The organism is Salinivibrio sp. SS2 (assembly GCF_001722075.1).
In the GTDB taxonomy this organism is placed as follows: Bacteria; Pseudomonadota; Gammaproteobacteria; order Enterobacterales; family Vibrionaceae; genus Salinivibrio; species Salinivibrio proteolyticus.
Window position 1 is genome coordinate 21042 of sequence record NZ_MEBP01000100.1, and the last position, 18591, is coordinate 39632.

17 protein-coding genes and 1 pseudogene are annotated in these 18591 nt (G+C 50.0%); 8 read left to right on the top strand and 10 right to left on the bottom strand.

Annotated elements, in window-relative coordinates; all coding sequences use genetic code 11:
• Window positions 1–137 precede the first annotated feature (137 nt).
• Window positions 138–344, bottom strand: a complete 207-nt coding sequence (gene cspE, locus BGK46_RS12780) for a transcription antiterminator/RNA stability regulator CspE (RefSeq protein ID WP_069589811.1) — start codon at window positions 342–344, stop codon at window positions 138–140.
• Between the two features lie 549 nt (window positions 345–893).
• On the opposite strand from cspE, the gene BGK46_RS12785 reads away from it, so the two are divergent.
• On the top strand, window positions 894–1841 hold the full coding sequence (locus tag BGK46_RS12785) for a slipin family protein (RefSeq protein ID WP_069589812.1): 948 nt from the start codon (window positions 894–896) through the stop codon (window positions 1839–1841).
• A gap of 1 nt (window position 1842) precedes the next feature.
• On the top strand, window positions 1843–2337 hold the full coding sequence (locus tag BGK46_RS12790) for an NfeD family protein (protein WP_069589814.1): 495 nt from the start codon (window positions 1843–1845) through the stop codon (window positions 2335–2337).
• A gap of 337 nt (window positions 2338–2674) precedes the next feature.
• On the opposite strand, the gene BGK46_RS17630 is transcribed toward BGK46_RS12790, so the two are convergent.
• On the bottom strand, window positions 2675–2848 hold the full coding sequence (locus tag BGK46_RS17630) for a hypothetical protein (RefSeq protein WP_167370411.1): 174 nt from the start codon (window positions 2846–2848) through the stop codon (window positions 2675–2677).
• 268 nt (window positions 2849–3116) lie between these two features.
• On the opposite strand from BGK46_RS17630, the gene metC reads away from it, so the two are divergent.
• The gene (gene metC / locus BGK46_RS12800) at window positions 3117–4313 is read left to right on the top strand and encodes a cystathionine beta-lyase (RefSeq protein ID WP_069589817.1); all 1197 of its coding nucleotides are present in this window, start codon (window positions 3117–3119) and stop codon (window positions 4311–4313) included.
• 49 nt (window positions 4314–4362) lie between these two features.
• Here the strand turns inward: metC and BGK46_RS12805 are convergent, their stop codons facing one another.
• The 5 genes from BGK46_RS12805 to BGK46_RS12825 form a co-directional block, all read right to left on the bottom strand.
• Window positions 4363–5961 carry a methyl-accepting chemotaxis protein gene (locus BGK46_RS12805; RefSeq protein ID WP_069589819.1) on the bottom strand — a complete coding sequence of 533 codons (1599 nt, stop codon included), beginning with the start codon at window positions 5959–5961 and terminating at the stop codon, window positions 4363–4365.
• Window positions 5962–6116: 155 nt separating this feature from the next.
• Entirely contained in the window at window positions 6117–7343 is a 1227-nt protein-coding gene (locus BGK46_RS12810; protein ID WP_175418661.1) for a quaternary amine ABC transporter ATP-binding protein, read from the bottom strand.
• Entirely contained in the window at window positions 7336–8232 is an 897-nt protein-coding gene (locus BGK46_RS12815; RefSeq protein ID WP_069589823.1) for an ABC transporter permease, read from the bottom strand. The genes BGK46_RS12810 and BGK46_RS12815 overlap by 8 nt, the downstream gene beginning before the upstream one ends.
• 62 nt (window positions 8233–8294) lie before the next feature.
• Window positions 8295–9290, bottom strand: a complete 996-nt coding sequence (locus BGK46_RS12820) for an ABC transporter substrate-binding protein (RefSeq protein WP_069589825.1) — start codon at window positions 9288–9290, stop codon at window positions 8295–8297.
• A gap of 166 nt (window positions 9291–9456) precedes the next feature.
• On the bottom strand, window positions 9457–9996 hold the full coding sequence (locus tag BGK46_RS12825) for a hydrolase (RefSeq protein WP_069589827.1): 540 nt from the start codon (window positions 9994–9996) through the stop codon (window positions 9457–9459).
• A 159-nt stretch (window positions 9997–10155) separates the two neighbouring features.
• On the opposite strand from BGK46_RS12825, the gene BGK46_RS12830 reads away from it, so the two are divergent.
• The gene (locus BGK46_RS12830) at window positions 10156–11031 is read left to right on the top strand and encodes a DMT family transporter (RefSeq protein WP_069589829.1); all 876 of its coding nucleotides are present in this window, start codon (window positions 10156–10158) and stop codon (window positions 11029–11031) included.
• Here the strand turns inward: BGK46_RS12830 and BGK46_RS12835 are convergent.
• The gene (locus tag BGK46_RS12835) at window positions 11028–12002 is read right to left on the bottom strand and encodes a lipid A deacylase LpxR family protein (protein ID WP_069589831.1); all 975 of its coding nucleotides are present in this window, start codon (window positions 12000–12002) and stop codon (window positions 11028–11030) included. The two genes, BGK46_RS12830 and BGK46_RS12835, sit on opposite strands and share 4 nt — an antisense overlap.
• Window positions 12003–12140: 138 nt before the next feature.
• Here BGK46_RS12835 and BGK46_RS12840 point away from each other — a divergent pair, with 138 nt between their 5' ends.
• Window positions 12141–12980, top strand: a complete 840-nt coding sequence (locus BGK46_RS12840; protein WP_069589833.1) for a sulfurtransferase — start codon at window positions 12141–12143, stop codon at window positions 12978–12980.
• Window positions 12981–12988: 8 nt separating this feature from the next.
• Here the strand turns inward: BGK46_RS12840 and BGK46_RS12845 are convergent, their stop codons facing one another.
• Window positions 12989–13828, bottom strand: a complete 840-nt coding sequence (locus BGK46_RS12845) for a phosphate ABC transporter substrate-binding protein (RefSeq protein ID WP_069589834.1) — start codon at window positions 13826–13828, stop codon at window positions 12989–12991.
• Between the two features lie 361 nt (window positions 13829–14189).
• On the opposite strand from BGK46_RS12845, the gene BGK46_RS12850 reads away from it, so the two are divergent.
• Both BGK46_RS12850 and viaA read left to right on the top strand, forming a co-directional pair.
• A complete protein-coding gene (locus BGK46_RS12850) occupies window positions 14190–15863 on the top strand; it encodes an AAA family ATPase (RefSeq protein ID WP_139130782.1) in 1674 nt (557 codons plus the stop codon).
• Window positions 15856–17325: an ATPase RavA stimulator ViaA gene (viaA, locus tag BGK46_RS12855; protein WP_069589837.1), complete on the top strand. Its 1470-nt coding sequence runs from the start codon at window positions 15856–15858 to the stop codon at window positions 17323–17325. Before BGK46_RS12850 ends, viaA begins: the two co-directional genes overlap by 8 nt.
• Here the strand turns inward: viaA and BGK46_RS12860 are convergent.
• A complete protein-coding gene (locus tag BGK46_RS12860; protein ID WP_069589839.1) occupies window positions 17319–18236 on the bottom strand; it encodes an EamA family transporter in 918 nt (305 codons plus the stop codon). The genes viaA and BGK46_RS12860 overlap by 7 nt on opposite strands.
• Window positions 18237–18443: 207 nt before the next feature.
• On the opposite strand from BGK46_RS12860, the pseudogene BGK46_RS17465 reads away from it, so the two are divergent.
• Window positions 18444–18591 (top strand): annotated as a pseudogene (locus BGK46_RS17465) (IS5/IS1182 family transposase); the annotation flags it as partial.

The window sequence follows — 18591 nt, forward strand, 5'->3', positions numbered from 1 at the left end:
TAAAAGCGTAGTAAATGGCGAGTTTTGCTGCAGAGTGATTTGTAGAATTTTTTATACGTTTTTGCGGGGAGTGAGAGATTACGCATACAAAAAAAGGCGCCTAAACAGGCGCCTTTTCTTCTTAAATCTGGTTTAGCTTACAGGCGAGTTACGTTCGCTGCCTGTGGGCCTTTTTGACCTTGCTCGATATCGAACTCAACCTGTTGGCCTTCTGCTAGAGTGCGGAAGCCTTCACCAACGATGGCGCGGAAGTGAACGAATACGTCTGGACCGTTCTCTTGCTGGATAAAACCGAAACCTTTTTCTTCGTTAAACCACTTAACGGTACCATTAGCTTTAGACATGATGTCTCCTGAATATATTAACTAGGTGTAGCAGTGACGCGAGTGCCATTAATCGTTCTATGGGCAAATGTAGCGAATATCTTCAGGACAACTAACTTTCCAGCCAAACGGTAGGGTGTTTCGATGTTTCTATATTCAATTGCTGCATAAATTTCCGATTAGCGAAGCCGCTTAACAGCTCCAAGAGGACTACGCGTAATTTGCGCGTCAGTTTACTGTTGGCTGTGACGATGGTCGCCTTTCAGCTTTCAGTAACGTCAACCAACACGGTTGAACAGTAGCGAGAATACACGCAAAAGAATGTGAGGTAAATCTCTTTTCGCACTTTATATCCGGTTTATTTTGAGTGAATGATTGAAAGTGAGATCAAGCGCCGAGATTTTTGTCAGGATTAAGCAAGTCAATGGCGAAAACCGCGTCCTGTATTGGGATGGATGTCAAAGATGCTATCGGACGCTGTCTTTTTTCATCGACATTGACGTACTCTTAATGCTTTCTACGAGTAGCAGCGCGTTGCTGTTTGTCGATCCTCTACTGATAGGAACCCTAATGAACGAAATGGTCTCTCTTACTAGCGCGTTTAGCGTTTGGATTGTACTCGCAATCCTAGTGATTGTTTTCTTGCGTGGCTCGGTAAAGTTTGTTCCGCAAAACACCGCCTATGTGATTGAGCGTTTTGGTAAATATTACAAAACGATGGAAGCGGGCTTGAACTTTATTGTACCTTTTATCGACCGTCTAGCCTATGAACGTACGCTAAAAGAGCAAGCGTTCGATGTGCCGAGTCAGTCGGCCATTACCCGAGACAACATCTCTCTAGTCGTAGATGGTGTGCTTTATATCAAAGTGCTGGATCCTTACAAAGCTTGCTACGGCGTCGATGACTATATCTACTCCGTGACCCAACTGGCGCAAACCACAATGCGTAGTGAAGTGGGTAAGATGGAATTAGATAAGACCTTCGAAGAGCGTGAAAGCCTCAACACGGCAATCGTCTCGGCAATTAACGAAGCCGCTCAGCCTTGGGGCGTACAAGTCCTGCGCTATGAAATTAAGGATATTGATCCGCCGCGTTCAGTATTGGATGCGATGGAGCGTCAAATGAAAGCCGAACGTGAAAAGCGTGCGGTGATCCTTGAGTCAGAAGGGGCGCGTCAGTCGGATATCAACGTTGCAGAAGGGCAAAAACAAGCACGCGTGCTTGCCGCGGAAGCGGAAAAGTCTGAGCAGATCTTGAAAGCGGAAGGTGAAGCGAAAGCGATTATCGCGGTCGCGGAAGCACAAGCTGAAGCGCTTGAAATTGTCGGTTCACGAGCGATCACGGAAGAAGGTCAGAAAGCCATCCAGTTAGACTTGGCAGAAAAAGCCATCAGTGCGAAAGAAGCGATCGCGAAAGAGTCTTCTGTCGTATTGCTTCCAGAGTCGGGGACTGGCGCGGCGAGTACGGTTGCTGAAGCGATGACCATTATTCAAACACTGAACAAAGTGAAAGGCTAATATGCACAACTGGTTTACCACCCATCTAGCTGAGATGACGATGATTATCGGGCTGTTACTGCTCGTGGTCGAAGTGTGGTTGCTGGGCTTATCGACCATCGTATTACTGGCGACCGGAGTTGCTGCGGTACTGGCGGGGCTGTTAGCGATGCTTGGAGTGCTGCCGGAGACTGTGACCGTGATGTTCAGCGCAACCGGGATCGGGGCAGGGCTGTTAACCGCCGCGCTGTGGCAGCCGTTAAAGCGGTTACAACGTGGTGCACGTAGTCCTGACAATACGCACAGTGACTTTATTGGTTTGACGCTGACATTGACTGAGCCGTTAACGTCCGCACATCCAGCGACAATTAAGTATTCGGGTGTCACGTGGCAGTTGGTGCTCAGCGGCAGCTGTCATGATGCGAGCTTGCAAGCAGGCGACAAAGTGCGGGTGATCGGTGTTGATGTCGGTCGCTTTACGGTAGAACCGGCCGGTGAAGCGGAGTCGAGCCACTAGTAGTTGTTTGCCATTCTGGTTTAATTGAGCCAAATAAAAAGCTCGGGCATCATGTCCCGAGCTTTTTCGCGTGATACGCGCTATGCCTAGCTAACCGAGTGCCTCGATAAGTGGAGGCGCTGTATTTAGGCTTTTTTCAGCTGTTTTTTCAGCTTTTTCAGTTTGCTTTCTTGTTTAGCAACTTTTGCTTTGGTCTTTTTGATCGATTTTTTCAGATCTTTCTTTGATGCTTTAGCCATCGGTTTTCTCCTTTCTATGTCATTGCCGGTGTTTTCGCCACCGCAATACGGCTTCAATGCCGTGGACAGGTGCCGGCAAGTTGCACCTAAAACTGTGATTATGAGCTCTTTTTTTCTTCGTGTTCTTTTAAAAATTGTTTGATAAATCGACGGATCTCTCTAGCGGCTGATGTGTCGAGATCCTCGCATTTTGACAAGAAGGCATCGCGTTGCTCACTATTAATGCGAATGAGTAACTGACTGTCTTTTTTGCTTTTTTCTTTTTTTGTCATCTGCATTTGCCTATCGTTTGGATATACAATGTATATACACTTTCTTCGCTTTTCCACCTAGTGTGCTTAATTTGTGATCTGTTTAGTGATCTAAACAGTTATTTGCATACAATTCGACATTGTAGCCGCGGGGCTTCGTCATCCATGCCATAAATAACAAGGAGACGAGTGGTTGAACCTGTTTAAATAGATGGCTAAATGTCTTTACTGCTAAAGAAATAATGCTTAGGGTAAGGTATCCATGGAGCAAATATTTGGGTAAGGAATTATGGAAAAAAAATACCTGAGCACGCAATTGATTCACGCGGGGCGCGACAAACGCTATACCCAACAAGGTGTGAACCCTGTGATCCAACGTGCTTCCTCCATTGTTTTTGACACGCTCGCCGACAAAAAACATGCGATTGCGCATCGACACCAGCACACCTTGTTTTATGGCCGCCGTGGCACCCAGACGCATTTTGCCCTGCAAGATGCGATGACAGAGCTCGAACAAGGTGAAGGGTGTGCGTTGTTTCCGTGTGGCGCCGCAGCCATTGCCAACAGTATTTTGGCATTTGTGAAAACGGGCGACCATATTCTGGTGACTGGCTCGGCTTACGAGCCCACACAAGACTTTTGCCAAACTATCCTTGCCGATATGCAGATTGAGACTGAGTTTTTCGATCCGCTTGAAGGAGCCCAAATCGTTGAGCGTATCCGGCCTAATACTCGGATTGTGTTTCTCGAGTCGCCTGGGTCGTACACCATGGAAGTCCATGATACGCCTGCCATGGTGCAAGCGATTCGCGCCAAAGCGCCAGACGCGATCATTATGATGGATAACACCTGGGCTGCTGGCGTTTTATATCAGCCTTTAACACATGGGGTCGATATTTCGATCCAATCGGGCACCAAGTACATTATTGGCCACTCCGATCATATGCTCGGTACTGCTGTAGCGAATCGTCGCTGTTGGCCGCAGCTACGAGAACGTGCCTATTTGATGGGGCAAACCATTGATGCCGAGACGGCATATCAAGCGGCAAGAGGGTTGCGTACCCTGGGCGTGCGTTTAAAGCAACACCAACAAAGTGCTCTACAAATTGCGCAATGGCTAAAAGAGCAGCCAGAAGTCGCGCATGTTCTTCACCCTGCGTTTTCTGATTGCCCCGGACATGTCTTTTTTGAGCGAGACTTTTCTGGGAGTAATGGCTTGTTTTCGTTTGTTTTTGATCAAAGACTTACCGATGCACAGCTGGAAGCGTTCTGTGATCATTTACAGCATTTCAGCATGGCGTACTCATGGGGTGGATTTGAGTCGTTACTGTTGACCAATCAACCTGAACAACTCAACCGTATTCGTCCTGCCGGTAAGGTAAGTTTCAGTGGCACCTTAGTCCGTGTGCACATTGGTTTGGAAGCGGTAGAGGATTTGATCACTGACTTAGCAGCAGGCTTTGAACGCATTAAAGCGGCCCGGTAAAAGTGGATAAGCCGCCTTAAGTTGATGAAGGTGGCTTTTTGATGTGGATTTAAGTCTGGAACTGGTCGGTCAGCGTGGTGAGTGCACTCGATTGATGACTCAGTTGGCCACTGACGTCGCTGGTGGTATTGATGGCTTCAGTGAGTGACTGGCTGCCTTGCTTAAGCGCACGACGGCCGGCGGTGAGATGTTCTATCTCCTTGTGCTGTGAGGCCAGTGCGGCTTCTACCTCGGCACTCAACTGTTCCAAGCCTTGGAATGTGGCGTGCATATCACTGAGAAAGCCTTGAAGACGAATGCTGGCTTGCTGGTTGGAGGCACTGGCCGTTTGTGTTTCTGTGAGCAGTGAACTGGCGGTATCAACTTGTCCTAAGAGATCGTTAATCCAATTGCGAATATCACCGGTCGATTGCGCCGTGCGCTGTGACAGGCCTCGGACCTCATCGGCAACGACCGCAAACCCTCGGCCATGCTCGCCGGCACGCGCGGCTTCAATGGCTGCATTTAATGCCAGTAGGTTAGTTTGCTCCGCAATCCCCTCAATCACATCCATGACCCCTGCAATTTGTTCACTGGTTTGTTTCAGTGTTGCCATGGTCGACGACACCTTCTCCACGATACCCACACTGTGTGCGATAGCGGCGTCGGTAGCCCGCATTTGTTGCTGGATCTCATCGTTATCGTGAGACACTTTGCTAATGTACTCGCGCGTATCATGAATGGCACTGGCAATTTCTGTGGTGGCACTTTCCATGACGCTGAGAGATTGGGCGACGTCGTCGACTTGACGACGGGTCTGCTGGTTAATCTGTGCGACTTGTTTGCTTTGGGTATCGAGCGTGTCAGATTGACCATCTAACTCGGCGGTTCGCGATTGAATGTCAGTGACAAAATGCGAGAACTTGTCGAGTAAGTTATTAGAGGCCCGCGCGACTGCACTGACTTCATCACTGTACCTATCGGTGAGACGGGTGCTCAGATCGGAGCGCTGGTCAATATCTGTTAAGGCATTAGCAATATGATCCAAGCGAACCACCACAGTTTTGCGCAACCATGTCATCAATATCAATGCTAAGAGTAAGGTGGCGCCACAACCAATATACACGGTATGCGCTTGTTGGTTTAGAAAGGTGATCAGCCCGCTTGCAGAGTGTTTCGCATGAGCTTGTCTTTCGGTCAGCTTCTCGTTGATAGCGAGCAGCATAGGATCAACGGCCGGATACATATCAAAGTCGACCAATCTCCCCGCATCATAGAAGCTTTTGGCCGCGATGGTTTTTTCTAGCTGGGCGAGATAGTCATCGAATGCCTGTTTATCGGCTTGATGCTGCGCGCGCCAGGTTGCGAGCGACGGAGAGTGAGAGAGTGCTTGCCAGCTTTGCTGATAGTTTTGATGAAGTTGTTCAAACTGCGGCTGAATTTCATTCCAGAACAGCAACTGTGCTTTGATTTTTTGCGATAAGTTGACCAAGTTGCGGTGATCGCGCTCCAGCGCGAGCAACGCCCAGACTTCAGGCAGCTGCTGATTGACATACTCCGAAGAGGCTTGCGCAGAGCGGGATGAAATCCACAGCGATAAGCTTCCTAGCCCAATCGTGGATGCAATAAAGAGGGAAAATGCGATTAACAGTCGCTGTCGTACACTCATGTTGTTTCCTACCAACTACTCATGTTCGGATGAGGGGCAGGTTAGGCAGCGACTGTTGCAGGGGGATGACACCTGTCTCAATAGTGTGATTTGCGACTGATATCACTGTTTAGTTTAATGAACACAGCGGCTAACCCAATAGCCGCTGTCACCGGTCAACTCGCAATTGCGGGCGAGTCAGGATCCCTTGTGGAAGCGGCTTTCTCGCTGAGAATCGTGGCAACCGTTTGGCGCGAAAGGTGGCCAATCAACTCCCCTTCTTTATCAAAAACAGGAAGCGGCCATTTCGATGCCAGCGTGTCTGGGATCACTTGTTCAAGCAAGGAGTCTTGGTCGATAGCAGGCACATCTTCAATCATGCTGGCATCAATTTGTGTACTGGGATCAGCTTTACTGAGCGCTTTTTCGCTCAGTGTACCCTGATAGCCATTCTCGGTGACATAATAGCCATAGCTGGCTTTCTGTTGACGCATTTGCGTGATGGCATCGCCAATGGTATTGGCGCTTATGCGACAAATCTGCGGCTGCATCACCGTCTCCACCGTGAGTGCGCGAGCGCGATTCACATCTTTGACAAAGGCTTCCACATAGTCATCTGCTGGACGCAATAGAATATCGACGGGCTCACCAACCTGTATGAGTTTACCATCGCGCAAAATCGCAATGCGATCGCCCAAGCGTAAGGCTTCATCCAGATCATGCGTAATAAATACAATGGTCTTATGGAGCTTCTCTTGTAACTCAATCAATTGATCTTGCATCTCGCTGCGAATAAGCGGGTCCAGCGCAGAGAAGGCTTCGTCCATGAGCAATATATCGGCATCGGTACATAAAGCACGCGCGAGTCCTACTCGTTGCTGTTGGCCCCCTGACAATTGCGCAGGGTATTGGTCCGCGTAACCCTCCAAACCAACGGTTGATAACCACTGTTGGGCTGTGACATCGCGGTCCTTTTTGGCCACGCCTTGAATGTGTAATCCAAACGCGACATTTTCTTTAACGGTCCGGTGCGGTAATAAGCCAAATCGTTGAAAGACCATCGACATTTTATGACGGCGGAATTGCTGCAACTCTTGTTGAGAGAATTGCATAATATCCGTGCCCTCAATGCGAATCGCGCCCTCGGTAGGATCAATCAGACGGTTAAAGTGACGGATAAGGGTCGACTTCCCTGACCCCGATAGGCCCATGATCACGAAGACTTCACCGCGTCGAATCGAGAGGTTGATATCACTTAACCCAATGGTATGCCCAGTTTGCTGAAGCAAGTCATCTTTGCTTTTTCCGTCTTTCACACTGGCCATCACTTTGTGAGGGTGTTTACCAAACACCTTGTACAGGCCTTCAATTTCAATCAGCGTGTCATGGGTTCGCTCAGTCATGCTCACTTCCTTTTAAATGCTGCTGCGCACGTTTGGCGTAGCTTTGTGAAACGCGGTCAAAAATGATGGCGAGCGCGACAATGGCTAAACCGTTCAGAAGACCTAGGGTAAAGTATTGATTAGTAATGGATTTGAGAACGGGTTGTCCCAAGCCTGCCACACCAATCATGGATGCGATAACAACCATGGCCAAGGCCATCATGATGGTTTGGTTAATACCGGCCATAATGGTGGGCATTGCCAAGGGGAGCTGAACTTGAAAAAGCCGCTGCATGCCGCTGGCACCGTAGGCGGTAGCGGCTTCGAGAACATCTTTATCGACCAATCGGATGCCTAAATTGGTCAATCGGATCACCGGCGGAATGGCATAAATCACCACGGCAATGACGCCGGGAATTTTCCCGATCCCAAGCAACATGACCACCGGAATCAGATAGACGAATGCCGGCATGGTTTGCATCACATCCAAAAGTGGCGTGACGATCGCTTGGGTACGGTCTGACTTCGACATGGCTATCCCAATCGGTACACCGACACCAATAGCAAGCAGAGTACAGACGAGAATAATACTCATGGTGCTCATGGTATCTTCCCACATCCCTAGATAGCCGATGGCAGTGAATGCGACCACCACAGCTAGGGGAAGCTTCCAAGAGCGGCTGGCCAGATAGGCAATGCCGGCCAGAATTGCGATCACTAACCACCACGGTGTCGACAGTAACAAATCTTCGAACCAAACCAGAAAGTTAAGTAAGGGGTCGAAAAAAGACTCGATAGATTCGCCGTATTCACGGGAGAAGCTGCGATAGGCACCGTCGAGGGTTTTATGTATTTCAAGCAGATCTCGTCTGCTCATTTCAGGCACATCAGTTAGCCATGAATTTGCCATTTTCAGGGGGTTCCTTTACTGCGGGGAAAGCGCAGCGCAGCCAAAGACTGCGCTGAGTGAGGTTAAAGTGCATTGTTGATTTTATCGGCGACATCGTCGGACACCCATGATGTCCAGATCTCAGGGTGCTCAATTAAAAAGTGTGTCATAGCATATTCGCCATCGGCCTGGTTTTCTTCCATCCAGGCAAGCAGTGTATTCATTTGATCGTTAGTAAAGCCTCGTGTTTCTAGATAAGCCACGGCGTCTGGTGCACGCTTTGCGAAGCGTTCGGTGATCACGGTATCAACATCAGCTGCGGGATACATAGTGACCCTTGGGTTGAGACAGTCATTCGCGGTCACACATTGTTTGTAGTGATCAATATCGGTGCCGGATTCAAAGTCTATTTTGACCATGTCATATTTGCCGAGCACGGCCGTAGGCGCCCAGTAATACCCGAACCAAGGTTCTTGGCGTTCATAAGCTTTGGCGATCGAACCCGCTAAGCCAGCGCCAGAGCCCGGGTCAACCATTTCAAAGCCGCTATCGGCAAGGTTAAGGGCGCGAAAGAGGTTGGTTGACGTGATCTGGCAATTCCAACCGGCGGGGCAGCCATAGAATGCAGATTTAGAGGGGTCTTCAGGGTGAGTAAATAGTTCGGCATTAGCCTTCACCCCCGAAATGGTTTTCAGCTCAGGGTAGTCATCGACGAGATATTGCGGCACCCAGAATCCTTCTTCACCGCCGTCAATCAAGGCTTTGCCTGCATAGCGAATCCGACCCTCGTCGATGCCACGTTGCAGCCCTTCACGCATTGAGTTGCTCCAAAATTCCGGCGCAATATCGGGCTCTCCTTTTTCGACCATCGAGGTACCGGTCGGCATGGTGTCACCCGGCACCAGCTCTGCATCACATCCGTAACCATGCTCGAGAATAAAACGGTCGATATTGGCAATTAAGCTTGCAGAGTTCCAATTCATGTCGGCAATGGTCACTTTGCCACAGGTGTGATCATCCGCATTCACAGGTAGCGCGCCCACCGCGAACAGGCTGGCGGCAATGATTCGCTTGTACATAGTGCTTCCCTTCTTCTTTTACACGCATTCTCAATAATATTAGACCACTAACCAAATTATTAGTGCATGGCATGTCAGATGGATCACGATGTGCCGCGGGCTCGGTCGAAATTACCACAAGCATCGGTCTAAGAAGTAGAAGGCTTCGCATGGCGCTGACCTGCGCTTATTTGATCAACGATAAAAAGCGTTTGAAGTCGTCGCCACCGGCTTGTTGTTGCCACTCGAATAATAAAGACTCAACCACGGTTATCCATGCACCATGTTGTTGCATCATGCTCAGGCCTGCTTGATGGTGGTTGGCATGGCACGAAGACGTCGCGTCGACTGCCACGTGAACATGATAATGAGCACGTAAGAGGTCGCAAGCGGTTTGGTAGACACAAATGTGCGTTTCGATGCCACATAAAATCACTTGTTTACGGTTGAGCGTTGTTAGTTGTTGCTGCACATCGGGATGGGCGTAAGCGCTGAAGGTTTGCTTCGCAATCGGAGTGTTATCAGGCAATAGCGCGGAGAGCGATGGAGAAGTTGGGCCGAGTTTATCTGGCAGTTGCTCCATCCAAATAACGGGCACATCAAAATGCTGACAGGCGCGAAGCAGTTGCGCGGTCTTTTGGTGTAGCGCATCGCTATTTACCACTTTTTGCGCCAGTTTTCCTTGTACGTCAATCAGAATGACGACAGCATTTTCTGTATTAATCATCACACTATCCTTTTGTTTTCACGAAGTAATAAGCGTAGCAGGACGGATTTTTTCTCGCCGAGGTCCATCGCACAAGTTATTATCATCACATAAAGATACTTGATATAAATCAATTGGAGCACTAATATATCTTCACATTAAGATAAGTGAGGGCAAGGTATGCATTATTTGATTGCGGTGTTGGCACCGATTTTTTGGGGGAGCACCTACTCCGCTGTGGCACTGTTCTTGGCAGATCTGTCTCCCTATTGGATGGCAGTATGGCGCGCGTTGCCAGCAGGCCTGCTGATGCTATTGATTAGTCGTCGAGGCTTACCGTTGAGCGTGCCGCGCATGCTCGCGGTGAGCTTTTTTAATATCGCCGCGTTCTTTTTGTTGTTATTCGTGGCCGCCTATCGTTTACCGGGTGCTGTCGCTGGGACGTTAGGAGCGACCTTACCGCTCGTATTGATGTTGTTGCAGTGGTTAACGGAAGGGAAACGCCCTAAGTTAAAGATGTTGATGTTGGCACTGCTCGGTTTGGCTGGGGTGGGGCTACTCCTTAACCCTTCTACCGACATTGATTGGGTTGGTGCAGGGGCGATGTTAGCCGCCACCGTTTTTGTCGCGCAGTCGACCTTGTGGATGAAGCGCTGGGAGGCCAAAGATATCTTTGGTTTAACCGCGTGGCAGTTAGTCATTGGTGGCGTGATGTTGATCCCGTTTGCGTGGTTGCTGGCAGGACCGCCACAGGCAATCAGCCTTCAAGCCGTTCCGGGTTTGATCTGGGTAATTGTGTTGAATACTGCGGTAGGTTACTGGGCTTATATACGCTCGATTACCGTGTTAGGTCCTAATCGTCAGTCGATCATTATGTTTTTGAACCCACTGACTGCTGTCACCCTTGGGGTCTTGTGGGTTAATGAGACACTTCAGCCCATGCAGTGGGTCGGTATTGGATTGATCCTTGCTTCTTTGGTATGGATGAAATGGTCTGATCGAGGCGCACGACCTGTGGTGAAACAAGCCGTAGAGCCTCTGCCAGTTAACCGTTAATAACGATAGTGGACTGTCCATGACACATAGCTGTAGGTGTCGTCAGTTGCTTGTTGATAGTCTTTACTGTGCAGCGCAACGCTCACGTCAGTGCCCCAGCGCGGTTGGTAATAAGCGAAACCGGCCGCGGCACTGGCTTGCCAATGGGTCATATCAATATCTGCGTTTTCAGGGGGCTTATCGCCATTAATGGTGATGTCATTGGCGCGATATCGACCTTGCACAGCGGTGTAAAAAAATGCGCCTTGGGTGCTGGCATCAAACATTCGGCTGTCAAGGTGGCGACCGGGCTCAAAACTGATCCCACCATAGGAATTCGCTAAGTCTAGCCCGATGCGATAGCTGAGCCCGGCGGATACTTCACTGCGAAAGTTACCAATATCTGCGCGACCAGATACGCCCCACTCTTGATATTCGCTCCGATGAAGAAGCTGGTGGCGTTCATAGGCAAACTGTGCCACCGGCGTATTTCGCACCTGATAGTCCCATCCTTTGGGGTCCGGTGAGTCGATAAGCTTGTGCACATAAGATTGCCCTTGTTCGGTCAAAGAGGCAGGCCCCACGATGCCAAACAATACTGACCATTTATCGACGCGTTCAGGCGTTTGCTGATACACACTTGGCTCGATAAAAATCAGCCCCGCGTAGGGACGCTCGTTAGGTTGCGGTGTGGTGAAGGTGATGTCATTCGGTGTCCACATCATCTGGCCGATGTCTAGACTCCAAGCTTGACGGGCCTCTGGGTTTAAAGGCAGTTGCTCTGCAAACCAACGTATTGGCGCCACCGATGTGGTGTTGACATCGTCAGACCAATCGCTGTGCCAATGGGCATATACGCCACTGGTATATTGATTATCTTCGCCGAGTGGGCTGTCATTTTCGATCGTTACGCCAAACCCTGCTGCATGGCCGAGTGTGGGAAGCACGAGCAGGGCTAAAGCGGTTCGACGAATTAGGGGCAGCGATGTCATTAACGTCCTCATTGGCTTGCATCTTGATGGCGACAGAATCAGTATGAAGAAAAACTGAGTGTTACTCTATGTCACGCTCGTCAGTATCGAGTGAAATATGAGTAAGGCCTCCATCAATAATGAAAAGGGATCGTCAAGATGTCAGTGTTTGTCAGTGCGCAGTGGTTAACGTCGCGATTAGAGTCGGTTGTCCCCGTAGATGCTAGTTGGTTTATGCCCGACGTGGCGCGCGATAGCTATCAGGAGTGGCAGCAGCGCCGTTTACCCGGTGCCATATTCTTTGATTTTGATGGCGCTATTAAAGATACCCAATCGACGTTACCTCATATGTTACCCAGTGCTGAGGAATTTGCGAGACACATGGGCAAACTCGGCATCGCGCCACAAGATACTTTGGTGATCTACGATACCCAAGGCCTGTTTTCTGCCGCCCGTGTGTGGTGGATGTGTAAAGTCATGGGTCATGAAAATGTCTTTATTTTGGATGGTGGACTGCCGGCTTGGTTGGCACAAAATGGACCTTTGGATGAGTCGGCCGCGAAACCCCGTGTCGAAGCAACATATGTGTCGAGCTTCAAACCTTATCGCTACATAGATGGAGAAACACTGGCGGCAAAACTGGCGGCTGTGAATGTGATTGATGTCCGTCCAGCGGCACGGTTTAACGGGACGGTGCCAGAGCCAAGAGACGGTGTGCGTGCAGGGCATATGCCGGGCGCAAAGAACTTGCCGTTTGCTAGCCTTACTGACCAACAAGGCTTTGTGATTGATCAAACAGAAGCCAGACGCGTCGTGCTTCCGTTACTCAGTGATACACGTCTTAATGTTGCAAGCTGTGGGTCTGGCGTGACGGCTTGCATTCTCGCCGCAGTGGCCGAGCATTACTTTGGCTACCCGATTGCTGTCTACGATGGGTCATGGACAGAGTGGGGTAGCCATAAAACATGGCCGGTGACTAAGGAAGCCAGTACGGCCTAATTGCCCGCTCAGGGCGTTGTCAGTGCCATGTGTGGCGACTGACTCGCGACGTAGCCGGCATTGGCAAACGCTTGCTGGCCTTGCTCAGACAGCAAGTAATCATAAAAGCCGTTAGCGGCGGATGACAGTGGCGCGGTTTTGCGCAATATCACAAAAGGGCGCGCCAACTTATAGCGCCCATCAGCGATGGCGGCCAAGGTTGGTGCTTGACCATCCACCGATAGCGGTTTGATGCCTGCATCGACCGAGCCCAGCGAGACATAGCCGATAGCGTGAGGGTTCTTGGCGACTAGGGTTTTCACCATGCTATTGCTATTCACCACCATTAAGCGTGGACTCACTCCCGATACTGTCTCACCTTTCACGACCTTGGTCAGGTCGAGTAAGGTTTCAAACGAAAAGCGCGATCCCGAGGCTGACTCACGGGACACCGCGGCGATTTCACGATCCGCTCCCCCGAGTGCTTGCCAGTTTTTAATCTCTCCCAAATAGATCTTCCGAATTTGCGCTTGGGTCAGGGCCGTGACGGGATTGCTGGGATGAACCACCAAGGCAATGCCATCATAGGCCAGAATATCGGTGGTGAGATCGGGAGCCATTTCTTCTTGTTTTAAGTACCGCGAACTCATGCCCATGGGTGCAATCCCTTGTTTGACTGCAGCAATGCCCGCGGCCGAACCCGTTCCTTGTACCTGAATGACCACATCATGGTCGCGCTGATAGCGCTCGGCAATCACTTCCATCACATGGCTCACAGACGTTGAACCCGTGATAGTGACTGGTGGCGCGGCGATCGCGAGTTGGCTGATGCAAAGGAAGAGGAAAGAAAAAAGTGTGTGTTTAAACATGGGTTAACGTCCTGTTGCGATAAAGAGGCAACGGATTCTATGACAATGATGTGTCATTCCAGTGACAACGTGAGCCGAAACCATGCTGAGTTAACAAGATCAATGCGTTCCTGATGCTTTAACCATCAGCTTCTTCGAGCGACTACACAATATTGACTTTAAGGTGATCTGTGTCACTATTTGATATCTCCATCAATGATATATCCATACATTACTTAAAATTTACTTACACATTAGTTTATTTATTGTGCGCTTGTTCAGCGTGTTGATGGCAGCCTTGGATGGGCTTGCCATGCTTTATGTAGAAGCAGGAAGCCGCCTTATCACCGCGAGAGGCCGCTCAGACTGAAACCAAATCAGAATGCGGGAGTGTCACTTGTCTCAAAACCTCGCCACCGTCAGCCGCCGTGCGCTATTGCCTGAGCGCATTTCTCAACTTATTGATGCCCTGTCCAGTGGCGTCTATGAACGTGAACATACGATCAAAATGTGTTTGCTCGCCGCGCTTGCTGGCGAAAGTGTGTTCTTGTTGGGGCCACCGGGCATCGCCAAGAGTTTTATTGCCAAACGTCTAATCGATGCGTTTGAAAACAGCCAGTTCTTTGAGTATCTAATGACCCGCTTCTCCACCCCTGAAGAAGTTTTTGGGCCGTTATCCATTCAAGCGCTAAAGGATGAAGGTAAATATGTTCGTCTCACCGAGGGCTATCTGCCCAACGCCGATGTGGTGTTCCTCGATGAGATTTGGAAAGCTGGTCCGGCGATCCTCAACACGCTATTAACTGTGGTCAATGAGCGTACGTTTCGTAATGGCGAGCATGTTTATCCGGTTCCCATGCGGCTTCTCGTCACGGCCTCGAACGAGCTTCCTGAGCCTGATAGTGGGCTAGATGCTTTGTATGACCGAATGCTTCTGCGGGTATTTGTTAACCGTATTCAAGAGAAGAAGAATTTTAAACTGATGCTCACTGAGCCGAGCCAAGATGAAACCTCGGTGCCGGATAAAATTAAAATTGGTCATGAGGAGTATCAGCAATGGCAAAGCATTATTCCTAGCCTTTCTTTGCCCGATGCGATTTTTGACAAGCTCTATACCTTAAAGCAGCGGCTCGAACAGGCGGGCGAAGACAGTCCAAACTTCAATCCAGCCGAATTATACGTGTCGGATCGCCGCTGGAAAAAAGCGGTGCGCCTCTTAAAGGCGGCGGCGTTCTTTAACGGACGTGATGAAGTCGGACCGCTCGACTTACTGCTACTCGAAGACTGTCTCTGGCACAGCCCTGAATCGCGCGACGTGGTACAGGATGTGATGCGTCGGTTTGCGGCTGAGATTTTGTTCGATCAGCAAGAAGCTTTAGCGTTAATGGATGATGTGAAAGTGGCCTTGCGTGACATAGAGCAAAGCACGGTCGAGGCGCTCGCTTACCAGCAAGACAGCGCAAGTTCGAGCTTACGAAAGCCCACCATTGATATCAGCAAAGCCCCACGTTTTAGCGTCAATCAAAGTCGCGACCTCGTCCGCTTTGTGCTGCTCACTGCCAACCCGTCGGTCTCGGAGCAAGAAAAGGGTGATAGTCGCTGGATATACCTCGATGCGGCTGATGTGGAGAAGAAGCTCAAGCCCGGCAGCACGGATCTTTATGGCTACGTCAACAAAAACACCCATTTGTGTCGCCTCACGTTAGAGTGGGACGCACAGGGCATGCTGGTGGTCAAAGACATTGCCAATCGTGCTGTGCCGGTTGCACTGGCGGGGGTGAATAACCCAGACGCCGAACAGCTTGACACCTGGCACGCGCAAACCGACCAAGCGCTTGAACAATTAAATCAGGCGCAGTTTCTTATTCGTCGCGCTCGTAGTCAGCTAAATGCAGGCCTACCGCATCTTTTTGCTCAGCCCGAGTTACTGGAAGTCGCATCCGCGAGCTTGGTGGATGCCGAGCGGGATGTAAAAGCTCACATGGCCACGCTAGAACAGCAAGCGCGCCGTTTACGTCGTCTCGATACGTTTTTTACTGGAGCGGACGATGCTTAGCGCGGAAAGCTTAAACATGGGCTTGATGTTGGCGGAATCCGGCTTGCTTGATGCGGCAATGACCGAGTTGATGTCGCACCCCCAGTTACTGCTTCTCACTGAGCGCAGCCCTGCGATCAAACGTGCGGTACAAAAACAGCTCGATAAATGGCGAGGTCACACCAAGCGCAAACTCATGCAGCAAGGGTTGTCACCGGCCCTGAAGCAAGAAATTCAGTTGTATGAGCAAGCGACAGAGAAGTCGGCACGCGCCTTTGAGTCCGACATTCAAACACTCCTTGCTGATTTGGAGCCGGTCTCCTCGTTTCACGCGCAAGCGTCATCATTGGCGGCACAACAGGCCGAACATCCTGACCCAATGTTTCAATCGTATTTTTGCAATAAATGGCATGCGCATTTGAAGGCAGAAATCCACGCGTTACAGTCGGAAAATTTGGAAGCGCAAAAAGAGAAGCTTTTAGACGATCTTTACCGTCGTATTGCAACCTATCAAACGATGGATGGCGTCGATCAATCCGGTGATATCAGTAAAGTGGGCCGGTTGTGGGATATGGCCGCGAGCCATTTGTCTCAACATGACGTGACCTTACTGAAACGTTTTGTCACTTTCCTAGAGAAAAATCCTGATCTTCAAGCGATTGCGGAGCAATTAGGACGGATGGCGAATCAAGTCAGTGCCAGAGGCCCCAGCCAGCAACCGACTGAAACCTTAAAAACAGTGCCAGAGCGACAAGTTGACGTTCCTGATGATATTACGGGTATTTGTCAAAGCGACCGTGTTGATCGCTTACTTCCTAATGAAGCGGTGCTGCTTTCAGATCCTACCCTCGAAGTGGTGTTTTACAAGCAATTGGTGGATAAACAGCTACTGAACTATCAATTGTCGGGGAAGGCGCATCGTCGCCAAAAGGTAGAAACCAATGCACCGAGTCAGTCTAAGCCTGAGCAGATAAAAGGCCCATTTATTATAGCGGTCGATGCCTCTGGCTCCATGAGTGGCTTTCCGGAACAATGTGCAAAAGCCTTGGCGTATGTATTAATGCGTATCGCCGCCACCGAGCATCGTGACTGCTACGTGATGCTGTTTTCCACTGACCATATTAGCTATGAGCTGACTGGCGAACAGGGGCTACAAGAAGCGATGAGCTTTCTTTCATACCGTTTTCATGGTGGTACCGATATGGCGCCAGTGATTGATAAAGCGCTCGATTTAATGGCAGGTGACCGGTACCAAAATGCTGATCTGGTGGTGGTGTCTGATTTTATCGCGCCCAAACAATCGGATGCGATGATCGAAAAAGTGAACGCACTGAAAGCGCAGCAAAATCGATTTCACGCCGTGAGCCTGTCTAAATACGGTAATCCAGAGCTGATGGCGATGTTTGATCACTGTTGGCGCTATCAGCCATCCTTAGCCGGGCGCTTAGTTAACCAATGGTGGCCGGGTAAACGCGATCACTGAGCGGACGCAGACGGTGCTTTTTTCGCCGATGTTTTTCTTGCCTGCTTAAGATAACGCCACAGTCTCGCGCCAAGTACGGAAATGGTTAGCCCAACCACGATCAATCCTGCCCCCACCCATTCGATGGGTGATAATCGCTCACCCAGACCTATTGAGGCGGCACTCATTCCCACAATAGGGATTAACAACGCGAACGGTGTGACCGACGCTGAGGTATGTTGATTTAATAGCCAGCCCCACAAAGCAAAGGCCACCAAGGTAGAAATGTAGCCGACGTAAGCGATGGATAACCAGCCAGATAGCGGTGTAGCTTGCAGCAATTGGAGCGGATGTTGGCTCTCCAGTAAATAGGATAGGGCGAAGAGTGGCAGGGGAGGGATCAAGCTCACCCATACCATAAAATGCATGAGATTCACGCCCGGCATCTGTTTCATCACCAGATTGGCAATGGCCCAGAAAAACGCCGCGGCGACGATCATCGTCACACCTGTGAGGGTGGCGCTACCTGTGGTGGTAAGAAAGAAAAGTGCAAACCCAGACAGGGCAATGAACAGCCCCAGTCCTTGCGCGCGAGTGACGACTTCGCGCAGTAACACCGCACTCAGTAAGATGGTAAAGATCACCTGCGCTTGCAACAGCAAAGACGCAATCCCTGCCGATGCGTCGGCGTCCATCGCCACAAAGAGCAGGCTGAATTTAATCACGCCAAGACTGAGCCCGACGGTCAATAACTGCCACAGTGGGACGCGAGGACGTGGGACAAACAATACCGCCGGGATAGCGACAATTAAAAAGCGCAACCCAGAGAAAAGAATTGGCGGCAGTGTGTGTAAGCCTACCTTGATGACAGAGAAATTCACGCCCCAAATAACGACCACGGTCAGGGCGAGTGCGATACTTTTTGCGTTCATACCTAATTCCTTGGCAATACTGGCGTTAGGCTAGCATGGAAATGTCATAACCCCTAATTGTTAGACAGCCATGCCAATAAATTAGATCTGTTGATGGGGCCATCACGAAAAAAGGCGCCTAGAGGGCGCCTCAGACTGCTGACAAAGGTCTAGCTTTCGAGCTAGACCTTTGATCTAATAGGAGTGTTGCAATAGGGATGCTCCGGTATGCTTCAAGAACCTTCTCCACACCAATATGAACTTGAAATGGTGACGATGGAACAACTTGTTCCCAAAGACCATCTTGTTCGTAAAATCGACCGCCCCATCGCCTTCAAGTTTATTCAAGATCAAGTACACACCTTTATTGCTTACC

What these genes read in the sequence shown, in the direction of transcription:
- cspE (WP_069589811.1), bottom strand. Translation starts at nt 344, where the DNA reads ATGTCTAAAGCTAATGGTACCGTTAAGTGGTTTAACGAAGAAAAAGGT.
- BGK46_RS12785 (WP_069589812.1), top strand. Translation starts at nt 894, where the DNA reads ATGAACGAAATGGTCTCTCTTACTAGCGCGTTTAGCGTTTGGATTGTA.
- BGK46_RS12790 (WP_069589814.1), top strand. Translation starts at nt 1,843, where the DNA reads ATGCACAACTGGTTTACCACCCATCTAGCTGAGATGACGATGATTATC.
- BGK46_RS17630 (WP_167370411.1), bottom strand. Translation starts at nt 2,848, where the DNA reads ATGACAAAAAAAGAAAAAAGCAAAAAAGACAGTCAGTTACTCATTCGC.
- metC (WP_069589817.1), top strand. Translation starts at nt 3,117, where the DNA reads ATGGAAAAAAAATACCTGAGCACGCAATTGATTCACGCGGGGCGCGAC.
- BGK46_RS12805 (WP_069589819.1), bottom strand. Translation starts at nt 5,961, where the DNA reads ATGAGTGTACGACAGCGACTGTTAATCGCATTTTCCCTCTTTATTGCA.
- BGK46_RS12810 (WP_175418661.1), bottom strand. Translation starts at nt 7,343, where the DNA reads ATGACTGAGCGAACCCATGACACGCTGATTGAAATTGAAGGCCTGTAC.
- BGK46_RS12815 (WP_069589823.1), bottom strand. Translation starts at nt 8,232, where the DNA reads ATGGCAAATTCATGGCTAACTGATGTGCCTGAAATGAGCAGACGAGAT.
- BGK46_RS12820 (WP_069589825.1), bottom strand. Translation starts at nt 9,290, where the DNA reads ATGTACAAGCGAATCATTGCCGCCAGCCTGTTCGCGGTGGGCGCGCTA.
- BGK46_RS12825 (WP_069589827.1), bottom strand. Translation starts at nt 9,996, where the DNA reads ATGATTAATACAGAAAATGCTGTCGTCATTCTGATTGACGTACAAGGA.
- BGK46_RS12830 (WP_069589829.1), top strand. Translation starts at nt 10,156, where the DNA reads ATGCATTATTTGATTGCGGTGTTGGCACCGATTTTTTGGGGGAGCACC.
- BGK46_RS12835 (WP_069589831.1), bottom strand. Translation starts at nt 12,002, where the DNA reads ATGACATCGCTGCCCCTAATTCGTCGAACCGCTTTAGCCCTGCTCGTG.
- BGK46_RS12840 (WP_069589833.1), top strand. Translation starts at nt 12,141, where the DNA reads ATGTCAGTGTTTGTCAGTGCGCAGTGGTTAACGTCGCGATTAGAGTCG.
- BGK46_RS12845 (WP_069589834.1), bottom strand. Translation starts at nt 13,828, where the DNA reads ATGTTTAAACACACACTTTTTTCTTTCCTCTTCCTTTGCATCAGCCAA.
- BGK46_RS12850 (WP_139130782.1), top strand. Translation starts at nt 14,190, where the DNA reads ATGCGGGAGTGTCACTTGTCTCAAAACCTCGCCACCGTCAGCCGCCGT.
- viaA (WP_069589837.1), top strand. Translation starts at nt 15,856, where the DNA reads ATGCTTAGCGCGGAAAGCTTAAACATGGGCTTGATGTTGGCGGAATCC.
- BGK46_RS12860 (WP_069589839.1), bottom strand. Translation starts at nt 18,236, where the DNA reads ATGAACGCAAAAAGTATCGCACTCGCCCTGACCGTGGTCGTTATTTGG.